The organism is Hydrogenoanaerobacterium saccharovorans (assembly GCF_003814745.1).
Lineage (GTDB): Bacteria > Bacillota > Clostridia > Oscillospirales > Ruminococcaceae > Hydrogenoanaerobacterium > Hydrogenoanaerobacterium saccharovorans.
In genome coordinates, this window is the sequence record NZ_RKRD01000001.1 from 1 (window position 1) to 14,606 (window position 14,606).

The window sequence follows — 14,606 nt, forward strand, 5'->3', positions numbered from 1 at the left end:
TCCACCCGTTCCCATACCGAACACGGTAGTTAAGCTCATTTGTGCTGAAAATACTTGGTGGGAAGCTGCCTGGGAAGATAAGTCGATGCCGACACTTTGTTTGACTGAAAGACATTTATGTTTTTCAGTCATTTGGCTTTACATTCCTCAATAGCTCAGTTGGTAGACATGAAATACACAATGAAAACGAGCTAAAAGCGAAGTTTGAATGCTTGTAGTTCAGTCATTCCAACCCCCATAGAAAAAGCAGTGAGCCTTAAGATGCAGAAAATCCTAACAAGTTAGTTAAATATTCCTCAATAGCTCAGTTGGTAGAGCATGCGGCTGTTAACCGCAGGGTCGTTGGTTCGAGTCCAACTTGGGGAGCCAAAAAGCAGCTTAATCTTAATGATTGAGCTGCTTTTTATTTATCATCTTACAGTATAAGTACCCTATACAAAGTATAAAGCTGGCAGGACTGAAACAATAAAAGTGCCTGCATGCAACATGCAGACACTTTTATTTGTTTGAGGTGTGTTTTCTTGAGGAGGGTAGAGCTTATACCCATAAACGCTGCGGCTGCGTTTTGTTTGGGTATGTTCTTATTATACTGGATTTAAAAATTTGTTTGTTACAGTGCTGTAAACAAAGGTTTAATAATCGGTGGAAAAATTTTAAACAATGAGGCTTGAAAATTTGGCAAAGCACAAACGTATGTTTGCATCATGAGCTATAATATGGTATGATAAAAGCAGAAAACTCGGAAAGGGGTTCGAGCCATGTTAGATCAAAAGGCACAAAGTGTTTTAGAATATATCAATGAACGTATCAATGAAGGGGTACCTCCATCAGTAAGAGAAATCTGCGCCGATTTAGGTATTAAATCCACGTCTACTGTACACAAATATTTAAAGCAGTTGGAGCAGGAAGGCTACATTGAGCGCGACCAAAACCTTAACCGCTCTATTAAAATGCCGGGCGGGTGTACTACCAAGGTGCCGCTGCTGGGTACCGTTACTGCGGGTTTACCAATACTGGCAGTAGAACAAATAGAAGATTATATTCCCTATAAAGCACGCTACGGCAACGACAAAGATTTGTTTGCACTGCGTGTACGCGGGGATAGTATGATCAACGCAGGTATTTTAGATGGAGATATTATCGTATCGCGTAAAACCACCACCGCAGAGAATGGTGAAATTGTTGTTGCAATGATAGATGATGAGGCGACTGTGAAACGTTTTTACAAAGAAAAAGGGCATTTTCGGCTACAGCCCGAAAATGATGATTATGAACCTATTATAGCAAAAGAAGTGCGTATTTTGGGCAAAGTGATTTCCGTAATGCGTTTTTACGAATAACTTGAATTGCACCCCATCTCAATTTAAGTTGGGGTGTTGACAATTTCATTTATTTTTAAACTTTTCGGGCGCACAATTTCTTTACCTTTGTTTACACCTGTAAAACGGAAAAAATAAGTGCCAATGTTTTTGTATTGATTGGTATCGTCGTCCAAATGATATTCTTGTGCTTTCATCTTAGAAAAAATAAAGTCTTTGTTTGTATATCCTGTCAGTGAATAGTAAGTGTTCTTGTCCAGGCTTTGCACAATGAGCTCCAATCGATAACCGCTGCCGTGTTTATAGACGTTATTTGTCAATACGTTATCCCCTATAAAAAACTGGTCGCGGATGCCTGCAAGGTCTTTTTGCTGTGCAAAGTTGTATTTGTTAAAAGTATCAATATACCATTCGTTTTTATACTTATAATAGTAAGCATTGCCGTCATAATAATCATAGGATGGAAAGTACCAGAATACAAACGGATTGCGTTTGCGGTAAAGCAGCTGACGCTTACCAGCTTCGTCCTCGCTAAATTTAATTACGGTGGATTCAGATGTGCAGAACTCGAACCAAGAGTGAAAGCTATAATGCAATTTATACACTTCGCCCGACGACATGTTGTTAATAAAATCGTTGTAAATGCCGAAGCCGTTCAGCCCCTTAACGGGGGTTTGCTCTTTTTGTGTGCAGGCTGAAAGAAAGGACAAAAGAATCATCATGAGCAACAATGAAAAAATTTTTTTCAAAGCAATGGTCCCCTTTTGTTCTAGATAATACCATATTACATCAAATACGCAAAAAAGTACACAAAAACAGGCGAAATAAATACATTTTGTTTAGTCAAAACAAGATATTTTTGTGCAAGTGTAGCACAATGACGAAAAAAGGAATATAATTATATGCGGTATGAATAGAAAAAGCTAGAAGTCTAAAATTGAGGGGTAATCGAATTTGATTAGAGAAGATTTACGCAATGTAGCAATCATAGCCCACGTTGACCATGGCAAGACCACACTGGTAGATGAAATGCTTAAACAAGGCGGCGTGTTCCGCGACAACCAAGTGGTTGCGGATAGAGTTATGGACAACAACGACCTTGAGCGTGAGCGTGGCATCACCATTCTTGCAAAAAACACGGCGGCTCACTACAAGGGCGTAAAGATTAATATTATTGACACGCCGGGACATGCCGATTTCGGCGGTGAGGTTGAGCGTGTGCTTAAAATGGTAAACGGCGTACTGCTGTTGGTTGACGCATTTGAGGGCCCAATGCCCCAAACACGCTTTGTGCTGCAAAAGGCACTCGAACTTGGGCACAAAATTATTATTGTAGTTAATAAAGTGGACAAGCCCGGCGCACGCCCCGCAGAGGTTGCGGATGAAGTGCTGGAGCTTTTGCTGGATTTGGATGCATCGGATGAGCAGTTGGAAAGCCCGGTGGTTTATTGCTCGGGCAGAACGGGTACCGCATCCTTAAATCCCCAAGAAGAGGGTGAGGATCTCACCCCGATGTTTGAAACCATTCTTTCTCATATTCCCGGGCCCGAGGGCGACCCGAGCAAACCCTTGCAGATGTTGGTATCTTCCATCGACTACAACGAGTATGTTGGCAGAATTGCTATTGGCAGAATTGAACACGGCAGCCTAAAAGCAAATCAGGAAGTTACAATCTGCGATTATCACAAAGAGAAGAAGCCTTTCAAAAGCAAGGTTGCCAATATCTATCAGATTGAAGGCCTCAAACGTGTGCCTGCAGACGAAGTATCGTTTGGTGACATTGTTTGTTTCTCGGGTGTTGAGAATATTACCATCGGGGATACAGTCTGCCAGCTTGGGTTGGAAGAACCCCTGCCGTTTATGAAGATTTCAGAGCCAACGGTAGAGATGACCTTCGCGGTTAACGACAGCCCGTTTGCAGGCAGAGAAGGTAAGTTTGTTACCTCCCGCCAGCTGCGCGACCGCTTGTTCCGCGAGCTGCTGAAAGATGTTTCGCTGCGCGTGAACGAAACAGAAAGCACCGACAGTTTCCGCGTTTGCGGCAGAGGTGAAATGCATCTTTCCATTTTAATAGAAACCATGCGCCGTGAGGGGTATGAGTTCCAAGTAAGTACACCAAAGGTTTTGTATAAAGAGATAGAAGGAAAGCTTTACGAGCCGATGGAAGAACTGGTAATCGATGTCCCTGAAGAATCGCTAGGCTCGGTTATGGAGAAAATGGGTTCGCGCAAAGGTGAACTCACCCATATGCAGCAAATGGGCAGCCGCTTTAAGGTGGAATTTATCATTCCGTCGAGAGGCTTGTTCGGTTACCGCAGCGAATTTATGACCGATACCCGCGGTGAGGGCATTATGAGCGCTGTGTTCCACGATTATCAGCCGTATAAGGGCGATATTCCTAAACGTGCTACCGGTTCGCTGATTGTATTTGAAACCGGTGAATCGATTACCTACGGCCTTTACAACGCACAAGAGCGCGGCGTTTTGTTTATTGGCGCAGGTGTGCCGGTATACGAGGGCATGGTTATTGGTTCAAACCCCAAGGGTGACGACATGGCGGTAAATGTCTGCAAAAAGAAGCAGATGACCAATACACGTGCTTCCGGCAGTGACGATGCGTTGAGGCTTGTTCCGCCTCGCCGTATGAGCTTGGAGGACAGCCTTGAGTTTATCAGCGATGATGAGCTTGTAGAGGTAACACCAAAGAGCATCCGTCTTCGCAAGAAGATTCTTGATAACAACCAGCGTATGAAAGCATCCAACAAAAAAATATAATAGCAAAAAGGACTGAGAAATTAATTTCTCAGTCCTTTTATTTTGCCATTAAAGAAATAGAGTCAGCAGCACTTACTCGGATTAACGCATCAATGCAAATAACACATACAGTACAGCATAGATGATGGGCTGGTGCACCAAATAAATCAAGATGGTGTTGCGCCCCAAAAAGGCAAGTACACGGCTGTGTGGGGTATAAAACCAAGAGGGGCACTGCCTGTTCTTAACATAAACTCCGGCAAACGTACCGCTCAAATACATAAAAATCCACGGCAGAAGCGGGAAGTAATCGGACGACCAAAATTCAGGTTTGGGCAAACCCAAAAAGAAAAGAAAATCAGTGGTGTACCATCCAGTGGGCAGACCAATTTGCCAGCCCAATACCCCCCAAGTGCCTGTTTGTGTATGGTAAGTTACAAAATACAATAGTACGCAGCCAATCAACCCCACCAATGGCGGTATCTTATCCAAAATGGGTTTTAGCAGCCCAAAAAGTATCATAGAAATACCGAGCATATGCAATATGCCAAACAGGACAATTTGAGAAGGCAAAAACAGCCATGTCCCCGCCGTCATAAGCAAGCCGAAAGCAAAGCACTGTACACCGCGTTTGAGATTCCCTCGTGAAAAACGCGAAGATACCCCTGAGATGAAGACAAAAAAGCCTGCAATGATAAGCTGGAAATAACCGGTTGCTTTCCATTCGAACACCGGCAGATTGACTTCAAAAATAAAGACAAGGTCGTAAAACAGATGATATAGAACCATCAGGAGAATAAATACTCCGCGTCCTTCATCAATCAACCACACTCGGCGGCTGAGGTCTTTTTTTTCAAACATATCCTGCTACCTCATAAAAGATTTGTACAGCCCTAAACAGTAGACAAACAAGATTGAATCGGTTAGCCCGGTATCTGCTCTAAAATAGTTTTGCGTGCGGTTTCCATATCTGCAAGCATTAGCATAATAACATATTTGCCACGGGTATAAATTTCGGCTTCTTTTGCAATACGGAACGAATCATGAATATCATAGTTTTCAAATTCGCCGATGCGATCGTCCCTGCGCTCCTCCAGTGCCTCTACCACGGCATCTGACTTTCCCTCAACAGGTTCGATGATTGCCACATCTGCAACGCCGTAACGCCCCGAGGCGTAGCGGATAGCATACTTTTGCACCATATCCGGTTCGATGTGAAACAAATCGGATAATTCTTCTTCGGTTGCATCTTGCAGCCCCTTAACCTTAACATCCTTGTAAATAAGGTCGATGACATCGCTTAAATCTTCGGGTTCGGCGCGCGCGTAAACAATGGTGCTTTCACCCGCCTGGGGGGCATCTGTTTTATCTTTACCGCAAGCTGGTAATGTAAGCAGCATGGCTGCCGCCAACAGCACTGATAATATCTTTTTCATAAGCATCTCCATAAATATATTTAACAATATAAAATACTATTAAAATTATAAACTATTTCACGGGTTAGTCAAGTTTACAGGCAACCTGTTAAAAAAGTTTACAGTTTATGCAATACAAACCATTCTTTTATTTAAGTAAGGTTTATGGTAAAATAACTGGTAAAGCATTTATTCGCTAAACTTAGCGGCTGATTGACTGATATTATGAATATAAGTAAAGGATGAATTTTATGAATGGTATGCAGATTATGGTAGCGGTGGCGGTATGGGTTATTATTGCGCTGATAGTGCTTATTCTGTGGAAAAGAAGCTCCAGTGCAGAGGGGCAGAAAAGGCGTGCTGCCGGTGTGTTAAAAAAGTTTGCCGCCATTCGCAGTTATAAAGTGCTGCAAGATATTACACTGGATTGCGGGAAAGAAGCAGTACATATCGACCACATTTTGGTAGGCTTTTTTGGTTTGCTGTTTGTAAATGTTGAGGTTGAAAATGCCGATTATTACGGTGATGAGACCGGCGAGCAGTGGTCGGTGGTAAAAAACGACGTAAAAACATATATTAATAATCCTCTTAATGAAGGAATCGCCGCAATGGATGCAACCCGTAAAATTTTCGCTAAAAATAATATATACAATATTCAGATGGAACAGGTTGTGGTTTTTACATCGGCATTCAAAAAGAACACGCTGTACATAAAAGATACCCTGCCCGTTGTGAACGTGCGCAAACTGAGCAGCTTGCTTTCGAAAACCCGTTTTGAAAAAGACAACGGGGTAGATGTAGAGCGACTGGTAAAGCTAATTGAAGAAAATAAAGTGAAGTAACCACCTTACTGTAAGGAGGGCAAACCCTATGGCACAGGAATTGATGCGGCTTGAACAAGTTACCCGCAGAATAACCAGCGAATTCTACATCCGTAAAATAAATCTTACCATCAACAAGGGCGAGGTTTTTGCCTTGGCGGGCAAAAATGCCGCGGGCAAATCTACCCTTGCCAGTGTAATGAACGGCTATTTGCCGGCAGACAGCGGAAGAATCTATTTTGAGGGGCAGCAGGTGCAGTTACCCGACCCCGGCGCCGCGCTGAAATTGGGTATTATTACGCTGATGCAGAACAACCAGGGTTTTGAACAAATGCCCGTTGCAGATAATGTGCTGTTTGGCAACGATAAATACTACAAAACCGGCAAGATGAGCCCACGGAAACTCGCTGCGGTTTGTGCCGAATGTTTTGAAAAGCTGGGGATTGCTATTGACCCGCGCGCCCCGTTTTATACGCTTACTCCGGCACAAAAGCAGGCGGTTGCCATTGCACGCGCCTATCTATTTGATGCAAAACTAATCATTATGGATGAACCGTCCTCACGTCTGCCCCAAAAGGAGTGTGAGGTGCTGTACAGTACCGTACGCGCATTGCGCGAAAACGGTGTCAGCATCCTCTATATTACCCACCGTTTGGATGAAATTATCAAACTGGCGGACAGGGTTGCATTTATAGAACGCGGCAAACTCAAAGAGGTGCGCAGTACAGCGGATATGACCGAGCTTGACCTTATTGAGGCAATCGAGGGCTTTCGCGTTGATAACATTTACAGCAAAGAGCCGTTAGAGCTTGGCGAGCCTGTTTTAAAGGTGCAAAACCTCAGTGCAGGGCAAGCAAAAGATATCAATTTTACCTTGCACAAAAGTGAAGTAATCGCGCTTGTATCCGATTTGGGTATGTGCGCGCAAAGTATCTACCGCACACTCAACGGTTTGCTTCAATATAATGGGAGTATCCAGGTAGATGGCAAAGAAGTAAAAATTGATAACCCGCTTACCGCCAACTCTTTGCGCATTGTTTCGGCAATTGATGAGGACATGGAGGAAACGCTGAGCAACTACGACAGCAAAGACGGCCGTGCTGTGGGCAGGTTTGCTGTTCTTAGTGCACGTTTTCGCGATACCATAAATGGGGTAGGCAAAATGCTAAACAATGTGGTTGGCCTTAAATTGCAGCAAAAAGAGTATATGACGGGCGGATACCGCCAAAAAGAACTGGTGCTGCGCACACTGGCAAAAGACGGTGACATTTATATTTTGGTAGACCCCACAAACGGGATTGACCTGCAAACAAAAATGCGCGTTTACAGCGACATTGCGCAGCTTGCAAAACACGGCAAAGGCATCCTGTATTTTACAAACGATGTTCACGAAGCGGTGGGGCTCGCCGACCGCATACTTGTACTGGGTACAAACACAATTGTTTTTGACAAAAATGCAAAAGAAACGGATGCCTCAACCCTGGCAAAACTGTTAAAAGAGTAAAACTTTGCGTATTTAATTGACTAAAGCGTCAGAAGGTTTATAATATAAGAATCAACTTGTTAAAAAACTGGCAATCGGTGAAATTCACAGTTTGCCTGTTTTGCTAAAGTAATACTATTTTGCATTATAATAGCTTTTAAAGCTTTTATAATCGCTGTTATTACAGTGTGCCGCAAAAGCGGCAGCTTATAGTATGATACAACATTTGCACAAGCTGCGCTTGTAGCCGCATTTCACACGGCTTATGAAAAACATAGATTTTTCATTGCAAATTCGTATAAGTAGAGCTGCAAAATGCAGTGCTATAAATTTAATCTATTTTAATGGAGGAAAACACAATGGCAAGAGTTTATAACTTTTCTGCAGGCCCGTCTATCTTACCGGAAACTGTTCTTGCAAAAGCTGCAAGTGAAATGCTGGATTATAACGGATCCGGTCAATCGGTAATGGAGATGAGCCATCGATCTCCCGTTTACGAAGAGATTATAAACGACTGTCAAAGTCTGCTTCGTAAGGCAATGAACATCCCCGATAACTATAAGGTGCTGTTTTTGCAGGGCGGTGCGTCCTCGCAGTTTGCAATGGTTCCGCTTAACCTAATGAACAAAAACCGCAAAGCTGACTATTTGGTTACCGGCCAGTTTGCAAAAAAAGCAAAACAAGAGGCAGAAAAATTTGGTGAGGTGCGCGTGGTGGCATCCTCTGCCGACAAGCAATTTACCTACATACCCGAAGTAACCGCAAGTGATTTTGATAAAGATGCAGATTATGTTCACATCTGCTTCAACAATACTATTTTTGGCACAAAATACCCTTATATTCCTGAAACCGGCGCTATCCCTCTGGTTGCTGATATGTCCAGCTGCATTCTTTCTGAGCCGTTTGACGTAAGTAAATTCGGTTTGATTTATGCCGGTGCACAAAAAAACATGGCACCCGCAGGCCTTACTGTGGTAATTGTGCGTGAAGACCTTATCGGCAATGTGCGCGAGGGTGCACCCACTATGTTTGATTACAAAGTTCATGCCGACAACGACTCGATGTACAATACACCGCCCTGCTATTCCATTTATATGTGCAAGCTGGTACTTGAGTGGATTCTCAATGATATCGGCGGGCTTGAGAAGATGAAAGAACGCAACGAGAAAAAGGCAAAAATGCTCTATGATTATCTCGACGGTTCTAAGATGTTCCGTGCCACAATACAGGGCAAAAACCGCTCGATGATGAATGTTACCTTTGTTACTGGCGACGCAGACCTCGACAAAAAATTCTGCAAAGAGGCTGCAGCGGCAGGTTTTGTAAACCTAAAAGGCCACCGCAGCGTAGGCGGTATGAGAGCGTCGATTTATAATGCAATGCCTGTGGAAGGCATTGAAAAACTGGTTGATTTTATGAAGGCGTTTGAAGCCAACAACTAAGTTCTTACGGCATCTATCAATGCATTTATGAATAGGAGGGTGTATAATGTACAGCATTAAAACATTAAATAAAATCAGCCCCGCAGGGACTGATAATTTCGATAAAACAAAATATCAGTTTGTAGATGAGAACACCGCAGCAGATGCGATTATGGTGCGTTCTGCATCTTTACATGATATGGCATTTGACACACGGCTTAAAGCCATTGCAAGGGCGGGTGCGGGTGTAAACAACATCCCTGTAGAAAAATGCAGCGAGCAGGGCATCGTTGTGTTCAATACCCCCGGCGCAAACGCAAATGCAGTAAAAGAGCTGGTTTTGGCTGGCATTCTTATTTCTGCACGTAAGGTAATACCTGCCATTGACTGGGCAAAAACCCTCAAAGGGCAGGGCGCAGAAGTGGGCAAACTGGTAGAAAAGGGCAAAGGCTCTTTTGCAGGCCCCGAGGTTGCGGGCAAAAAGCTCGGCGTTATCGGTTTGGGCGCCATTGGCGTATTGGTTGCCAATACCGCCCGCCATTTGGGCATGCAGGTATACGGCTACGACCCTTACCTCTCGGTAGATACCGCCTGGGGGCTTTCTCGCGAGATTATTCATGCAAAAAGTCTGCGTGAAATCTATCAGAACTGCGATTTCATCACAATTCATGTACCTCTTACCCCCGAAACCAAGGATATGATCAACAGCGAAAGCCTGGAATCTTGCAAAAACGGCGTGCGTATTCTCAACTTTGCACGCGGAGACTTGGTGAACAGCGAAGATATCATTGCGGCTATCGGTACGGGCAAAGTTTCTGCTTATGTCACCGACTTCCCCTGTGACGAATTGATTGGGGTAGACGGAGTGATTGCCATACCGCATTTGGGTGCCTCTACCCCCGAATCGGAGGACAACTGTGCAAAAATGGCAGCAATGCAGTTGATTGATTTTCTTGAAAACGGCAACATTAAAAACTCGGTAAATTTGCCGACCCTGCAGATGGAGCGCAGCGGTTCATGCAGAATTGCTCTCATCCATAAAAATGTGCCTACAATGATTACAAAAATCTCGCAGGCGATTTCGGACGAAGGCCTTAACATCGATAATCTGACCAACAAATCCAAAAAAGAGTATGCTTACACGGTAGTGGATGTGGATGGTCACGTATCCCAGGCACTTTTGGCAAAACTCAACGAGATTGAAAATGTAGTCCGCGTTAATCTCTACAGATAAAAATAGTAACAAAACCAAAAAAGCCTGTGTATCTGAATGATACACAGGCTTACTTTGTTTTTACAATTTTAGAGATTACTCTTTGGTAGCCCATTTGTCGAGTGACTTCATAAAACGCTCGCTTTCGGTAACAACCTTAACGGGTTTGGTGTAATCAAGGCTCATCAAGCCCAAAACAGATTTTGCATCGGCAATTTGGTCATCAACCGTATGTACGCCAATGTCATCGGGGCACTCCCAAGCGAGGTTCATAAATTCTCTGAGCTGCTCTGCGGTGTCTAGTTTTATCATTTTTATCATAAACATAACCCTCCTATTGGTTTATTGTTAAGTAGTATCTTTTTCTACATGTTCATTATATCTGATATTTCACAAAAAAGATAGATATAAAATAGCAAAATGTGGGGGAGATTTTTGTAAAACCATTAGCATATTGCACAAAAACAATAAAATAATATTGTATAACATCACGAACAGAGCGTCGATATTGCAAGATTATGAATCACAAGCTGAATGTGTTAGAATTACTATGATAAAATAATTTTATAAAGGCATCTATGAATAGGGAAAGCACGGCGAAACTGTTGTTGTAGTTTCAATTTTGGCGGCAGTATTATCAGATTGACTTGCAAATTATTTGTAAAGAAAAAATCAATAAAAAAATAAGGCTCTGCATTGTAGCAGAGCCTTATAGCCGTTATGCTGTATTTTTAATAAAATTTATTGCAAACAGTATAGGCAACCAGCCATATTAAAAACAATGCACCAAGCACCCATAGCAGTACGGTAGCTGCGGCGGCATTAAATAACCCCGTTATCACGGTTGCCAAATACAAACCGTAAATACCGATGTAGAACGCAAACTGCGCCGAACGCGCGGCAACAAACACATTGCGCTCATCGGTTTCTTTGAGCTCCTGCTTTTTAAAGCGTTCTTTGTTTTTAAGGTACATCAGGTTTTTAATGGCAGTAACAAGCCCAGCACCAAACAGCCCGCCGCCTGTTCCAACGTAAAAACCGCTCATAAAAGTTTGTGCGGCAGGGTTGTTCGGCAATGCAAGGGCAAACGTACCCGCACCTATGGCAGCAATCACAAAACCAAAAAAGATGCGTAGCTTTATCTTTTTAATAAAAGGCATTTTACGTGATTTTATTGACATGTTGATTCCTCCTCAAAAATAAAAACTTGTTCAATGGTAAGGCTGAAATATTTTGCAATTTTGTGTGCAAGCTGCAGCGAAGCATTGTACCGCCCGTTTTCAAGCGAGATAATGGTTTGGCGAGTAACATGCACTGCATCGGCAAGCTCCTCCTGGGTAATGCGCCGTTCTTTGCGCAGCAGCTGAATTTTATTCTCCATTTGCTCACCTCTTTATTGTATAGTTTGCTTTACAAATAAAGTATAGCTGGCTTTACATTAAAAGTCAAGTGAATTTTACATTTGTTCATAAAAAATCGGCTGTGTTTTACCACAGCCGATAGAGTCAACCATTATTCTTTTATTTTTACAATAGCTTCATCATAGCTTTGTTCACAGGTATGGTTTGGTGGGATCACCAAAAACCGCTCATTATCCCAGTTCCCGCCGATGAGGTCGCGCAGAAGCGCGTCATCCCCTTTGTATTCGTGGTAATCCCATCCAAGGTAATCCGAGCAATCGCGGGCGTATCCACGATAATCCGGGTAGCTGATGTTTGGCATTTGTACATATGCAACATCTTTGTAACCCTTCATCCAGGTTTCTTCCAGTTGCATCAAATACTCGGCGTTGTCTTCACCGTATGTTTCAATATACTCTGAAAGTTTTTTTGCATGGGTATCTTGGGATGGAACCAAGCTGTTTTCAATCCAACCGGGTGTATACCAAAAAGCGCCGCCACCGGTTTGCTCGAATAGTTCGCGATACCGCTCTTTGCTGCCCAAAAACAAGGTAATACAGTCGTGCGCACGAGGCACAACAATAGGGTAACGTTTGCTCTGTACTCCGCAAATTCCATTGCTGCACAAACCGTATCCCAGTACAATCGCATCAAAAGCGCCTACGGTTCTGCTGCAAGAAAAAGGGTCATCGCCGCTGTCAATTTTGTCAATACATTCCTGTAAAATGCTGTGTAACAGTTCAGGATTATCATGGTAACCCTGGCGCAGCCATGAGATATCGAGAACATTCGGACAGTCAGCCGACAGATACCCCAATTCGCGCGTTAAAACTTTACAGGAAATTACTTTCAGTCGCACTAAATCCACCAACTTTATGTATATTTTTTGTCTGGTTCTTTTCATAGAATAGCTGTTTTTCGATGGCAATTCAACAGGAAATGATGAGCAAAGAAATCCCCATAAAATAGTACATGGAATATTAAAAAATTACTGTGGTTAAGCCTAAATTTATGCTACAATACAAGTATTTAAGTAAAGTGGGAGGGCTCGACAATGAAACTTACAATCAATGACAAAACGTTTGAGCAAACAGAACAGGGCAACCTGCTTTCGATACTGCTGGCAGCAGGCGCATTTATAGATGCACCTTGCGGCGGCAAAGGCAGATGCGGAAAATGCCGTGTAACTGCACAGGGGGCACTGTCTGCGCTTACAAAAACCGAGCAAAAGCTGTTATCTCCCAAAGAGATTGCAGCGGATGTGCGCCTTGCTTGCGAAACGGTTTTGCTGGGCGATGCAGTCGTACATACCATGTCGCGCGAAGATTTTGATGTTTGCGCTGAGAGCAGCCCCTTGGGATTTGCGGTAACCGCAGAATACGATGCGCAGCAAAATGTTGGTATGGCGGTGGATATCGGAACAACGACTGTGGTTGCCTATTTTCATGACCTTGCAACAGGCAGGCTGCTTTATACCGCAAGTGGCATCAACGGCCAGCGGGTGCACGGTGCAGATGTCATATCACGTATTGGTGCATGCATCGAGAACCCCACAAATCTTGTTGCTCTTCAAAAAATCATCATAGCACAGCTGAACCGCTACATTGCAGACTTCGAGCAGGCAACTAAAATTTCGTGCAACGCCATTGGGCAGGCGGTGATAGCAGCAAACACAACCATGCAGCACCTACTCTGCGGGTTGGACCCTACCGGCATTGCATCGGCGCCGTTTACCCCCAAGTCGCTGTTTGGGTACGAGCAGGCGGGTGCAGAACTGGGGCTGAACATCGGCGGCAAGGTGTACCACGCTCCCTCTATATCCGCATACGTCGGCGCGGATATTACCGCAGGCTTGCTTGCATCGAGTGCGGTATACAGTGAAAAACCGGTGCTGTTTATTGATATCGGCACCAACGGTGAGATGGCACTTGCAAGCAAAAGCGAGCTGGTGTGCTGTTCTACCGCAGCAGGCCCCGCATTTGAGGGTGCGCACATCAAATATGGTGTAGGCGGTGTGGCAGGTGCAATCGAAAAAGTAGTGTGCAAAAACAATGCTTTGCATATTGAAACGATCGGCGGGCTGCCGCCCATCGGCATTTGTGGTTCTGGCATTATCGATGCTGCGGCAGCGCTGTTGCAGGCGGGCGGTATCGACGAAACGGGCAGAATCCCCGATACGGATGAGGCAGAAGGCTTTATTGTGCATTACATCAATGAGGATGAAAACTCGATTGTATTGGACAAAGCAACGGGTATTTCGCTGACACAGCAGGATGTGCGTGAAATCCAGCTTGCAAAGGCGGCAATTGCAGCGGGCATCAACACGCTGCTGCACGAAAAAGGGCTTTCGTTTGCCGATATTGATAAGCTGTACATCGCGGGCGGGTTTGGTGCACACATCAACAAGGCAAGCGCATGTGCCATAGGTTTGCTGCCTTCAGCACTGCTTGATAAAATTGTATTTACGGGCAACGCTGCGGGCAGGGGTGCGCAACAGGCACTGCTTACCGCAGAGGGCAAAACGCACCTGCGCGAGATTGCCGCACGGGCACAATACGTCGAGCTTTCGGGGCATGCTTTTTTTCAAGAGAGCTATATTGACGAGATGATGTTCCCCATTTAAGGCTGTTCTTTACGCTTTTTCGTTGACAGAAGCTGTTTTTTGCATTATAATACAGAAAGTTTATCAAAAGGAGGCGGACAAAATGCGCGTAAAAACAATAAGAAAATCTACAGGAGTTTTTTTGTCTGCCTATACAGCTGCGCATGTTCTTGTTTGA

Annotated in this window: 14 protein-coding genes, 1 tRNA gene and 1 rRNA gene; 9 read left to right on the plus strand and 7 right to left on the minus strand. The window is 44.0% G+C overall.

All coding sequences use genetic code 11. The features are described 5' to 3' along the window. The 3 genes from rrf to lexA form a co-directional block, all read left to right on the plus strand. Positions 1-94, plus strand: a 5S ribosomal RNA gene (rrf, locus tag EDD70_RS00005); the annotation flags it as partial. Positions 95-293: 199 nt separating this feature from the next. Then, positions 294-369 (plus strand) — tRNA-Asn (locus EDD70_RS00010). A 389-nt stretch (positions 370-758) separates the two neighbouring features. Then, complete coding sequence (gene lexA, locus EDD70_RS00015; protein ID WP_092754331.1) at positions 759-1,340, plus strand: transcriptional repressor LexA; 582 nt, start codon at positions 759-761, stop codon at positions 1,338-1,340. Positions 1,341-1,363: 23 nt separating this feature from the next. Here lexA and EDD70_RS00020 read toward each other — a convergent pair whose 3' ends face one another. Next, positions 1,364-2,068 (minus strand): hypothetical protein, encoded by a 705-nt coding sequence (locus EDD70_RS00020; protein WP_092754328.1) that lies wholly within the window; start codon positions 2,066-2,068, stop codon positions 1,364-1,366. 205 nt (positions 2,069-2,273) lie between these two features. Here EDD70_RS00020 and typA point away from each other — a divergent pair, with 205 nt between their 5' ends. Beyond that, positions 2,274-4,094, plus strand: coding sequence for a translational GTPase TypA (gene typA / locus EDD70_RS00025; RefSeq protein ID WP_092754325.1), 1,821 nt, complete (start codon positions 2,274-2,276; stop codon positions 4,092-4,094). An 81-nt stretch (positions 4,095-4,175) separates the two neighbouring features. Here the strand turns inward: typA and EDD70_RS00030 are convergent, their stop codons facing one another. Beyond that, positions 4,176-4,934 (minus strand): heparan-alpha-glucosaminide N-acetyltransferase, encoded by a 759-nt coding sequence (locus EDD70_RS00030; RefSeq protein WP_092754322.1) that lies wholly within the window; start codon positions 4,932-4,934, stop codon positions 4,176-4,178. A 62-nt stretch (positions 4,935-4,996) separates the two neighbouring features. Further along, positions 4,997-5,509 carry a DUF4358 domain-containing protein gene (locus EDD70_RS00035; RefSeq protein ID WP_162840883.1) on the minus strand — a complete coding sequence of 171 codons (513 nt, stop codon included), beginning with the start codon at positions 5,507-5,509 and terminating at the stop codon, positions 4,997-4,999. Between the two features lie 230 nt (positions 5,510-5,739). On the opposite strand from EDD70_RS00035, the gene EDD70_RS00040 reads away from it, so the two are divergent. From EDD70_RS00040 to EDD70_RS00055, 4 genes are all read left to right on the plus strand, one after another. Continuing rightward, entirely contained in the window at positions 5,740-6,330 is a 591-nt protein-coding gene (locus tag EDD70_RS00040; protein ID WP_162840882.1) for a nuclease-related domain-containing protein, read from the plus strand. A gap of 28 nt (positions 6,331-6,358) precedes the next feature. Then, the gene (locus EDD70_RS00045; protein WP_092754312.1) at positions 6,359-7,813 is read left to right on the plus strand and encodes an ATP-binding cassette domain-containing protein; all 1,455 of its coding nucleotides are present in this window, start codon (positions 6,359-6,361) and stop codon (positions 7,811-7,813) included. A 338-nt stretch (positions 7,814-8,151) separates the two neighbouring features. Next, positions 8,152-9,234 (plus strand): 3-phosphoserine/phosphohydroxythreonine transaminase, encoded by a 1,083-nt coding sequence (serC, locus tag EDD70_RS00050; protein WP_092754309.1) that lies wholly within the window; start codon positions 8,152-8,154, stop codon positions 9,232-9,234. A gap of 46 nt (positions 9,235-9,280) precedes the next feature. Beyond that, on the plus strand, positions 9,281-10,447 hold the full coding sequence (locus tag EDD70_RS00055; protein WP_092754306.1) for a phosphoglycerate dehydrogenase: 1,167 nt from the start codon (positions 9,281-9,283) through the stop codon (positions 10,445-10,447). Between the two features lie 75 nt (positions 10,448-10,522). Here EDD70_RS00055 and EDD70_RS00060 read toward each other — a convergent pair whose 3' ends face one another. The 4 genes from EDD70_RS00060 to EDD70_RS00075 form a co-directional block, all read right to left on the minus strand. Continuing rightward, positions 10,523-10,747, minus strand: coding sequence for a hypothetical protein (locus EDD70_RS00060; RefSeq protein WP_092754303.1), 225 nt, complete (start codon positions 10,745-10,747; stop codon positions 10,523-10,525). 410 nt (positions 10,748-11,157) lie between these two features. Continuing rightward, the gene (locus EDD70_RS00065; RefSeq protein WP_092754300.1) at positions 11,158-11,607 is read right to left on the minus strand and encodes a hypothetical protein; all 450 of its coding nucleotides are present in this window, start codon (positions 11,605-11,607) and stop codon (positions 11,158-11,160) included. Then, a complete protein-coding gene (locus EDD70_RS00070) occupies positions 11,598-11,807 on the minus strand; it encodes a helix-turn-helix transcriptional regulator (protein ID WP_092754297.1) in 210 nt (69 codons plus the stop codon). The genes EDD70_RS00065 and EDD70_RS00070 overlap by 10 nt, the downstream gene beginning before the upstream one ends. Positions 11,808-11,938: 131 nt before the next feature. Next, entirely contained in the window at positions 11,939-12,685 is a 747-nt protein-coding gene (locus EDD70_RS00075; RefSeq protein ID WP_162840881.1) for a DUF1638 domain-containing protein, read from the minus strand. A 195-nt stretch (positions 12,686-12,880) separates the two neighbouring features. Between EDD70_RS00075 and EDD70_RS00080 the strand changes: the two genes are divergently transcribed. Then, entirely contained in the window at positions 12,881-14,449 is a 1,569-nt protein-coding gene (locus EDD70_RS00080) for an ASKHA domain-containing protein (protein ID WP_092754290.1), read from the plus strand. Positions 14,450-14,606: the final 157 nt, after the last annotated feature.

Excerpts from the sequence above, each read along its gene's own strand:
- EDD70_RS00035 (WP_162840883.1), bottom strand. The coding sequence starts at position 5,509 with ATGAAAAAGATATTATCAGTGCTGTTGGCGGCAGCCATGCTGCTTACA.
- EDD70_RS00070 (WP_092754297.1), bottom strand. The coding sequence starts at position 11,807 with ATGGAGAATAAAATTCAGCTGCTGCGCAAAGAACGGCGCATTACCCAG.
- EDD70_RS00045 (WP_092754312.1), top strand. The coding sequence starts at position 6,359 with ATGGCACAGGAATTGATGCGGCTTGAACAAGTTACCCGCAGAATAACC.
- EDD70_RS00055 (WP_092754306.1), top strand. The coding sequence starts at position 9,281 with ATGTACAGCATTAAAACATTAAATAAAATCAGCCCCGCAGGGACTGAT.
- EDD70_RS00080 (WP_092754290.1), top strand. The coding sequence starts at position 12,881 with ATGAAACTTACAATCAATGACAAAACGTTTGAGCAAACAGAACAGGGC.
- EDD70_RS00060 (WP_092754303.1), bottom strand. The coding sequence starts at position 10,747 with ATGATAAAAATGATAAAACTAGACACCGCAGAGCAGCTCAGAGAATTT.
- lexA (WP_092754331.1), top strand. The coding sequence starts at position 759 with ATGTTAGATCAAAAGGCACAAAGTGTTTTAGAATATATCAATGAACGT.
- serC (WP_092754309.1), top strand. The coding sequence starts at position 8,152 with ATGGCAAGAGTTTATAACTTTTCTGCAGGCCCGTCTATCTTACCGGAA.
- EDD70_RS00065 (WP_092754300.1), bottom strand. The coding sequence starts at position 11,607 with ATGTCAATAAAATCACGTAAAATGCCTTTTATTAAAAAGATAAAGCTA.
- EDD70_RS00040 (WP_162840882.1), top strand. The coding sequence starts at position 5,740 with ATGAATGGTATGCAGATTATGGTAGCGGTGGCGGTATGGGTTATTATT.
- EDD70_RS00030 (WP_092754322.1), bottom strand. The coding sequence starts at position 4,934 with ATGTTTGAAAAAAAAGACCTCAGCCGCCGAGTGTGGTTGATTGATGAA.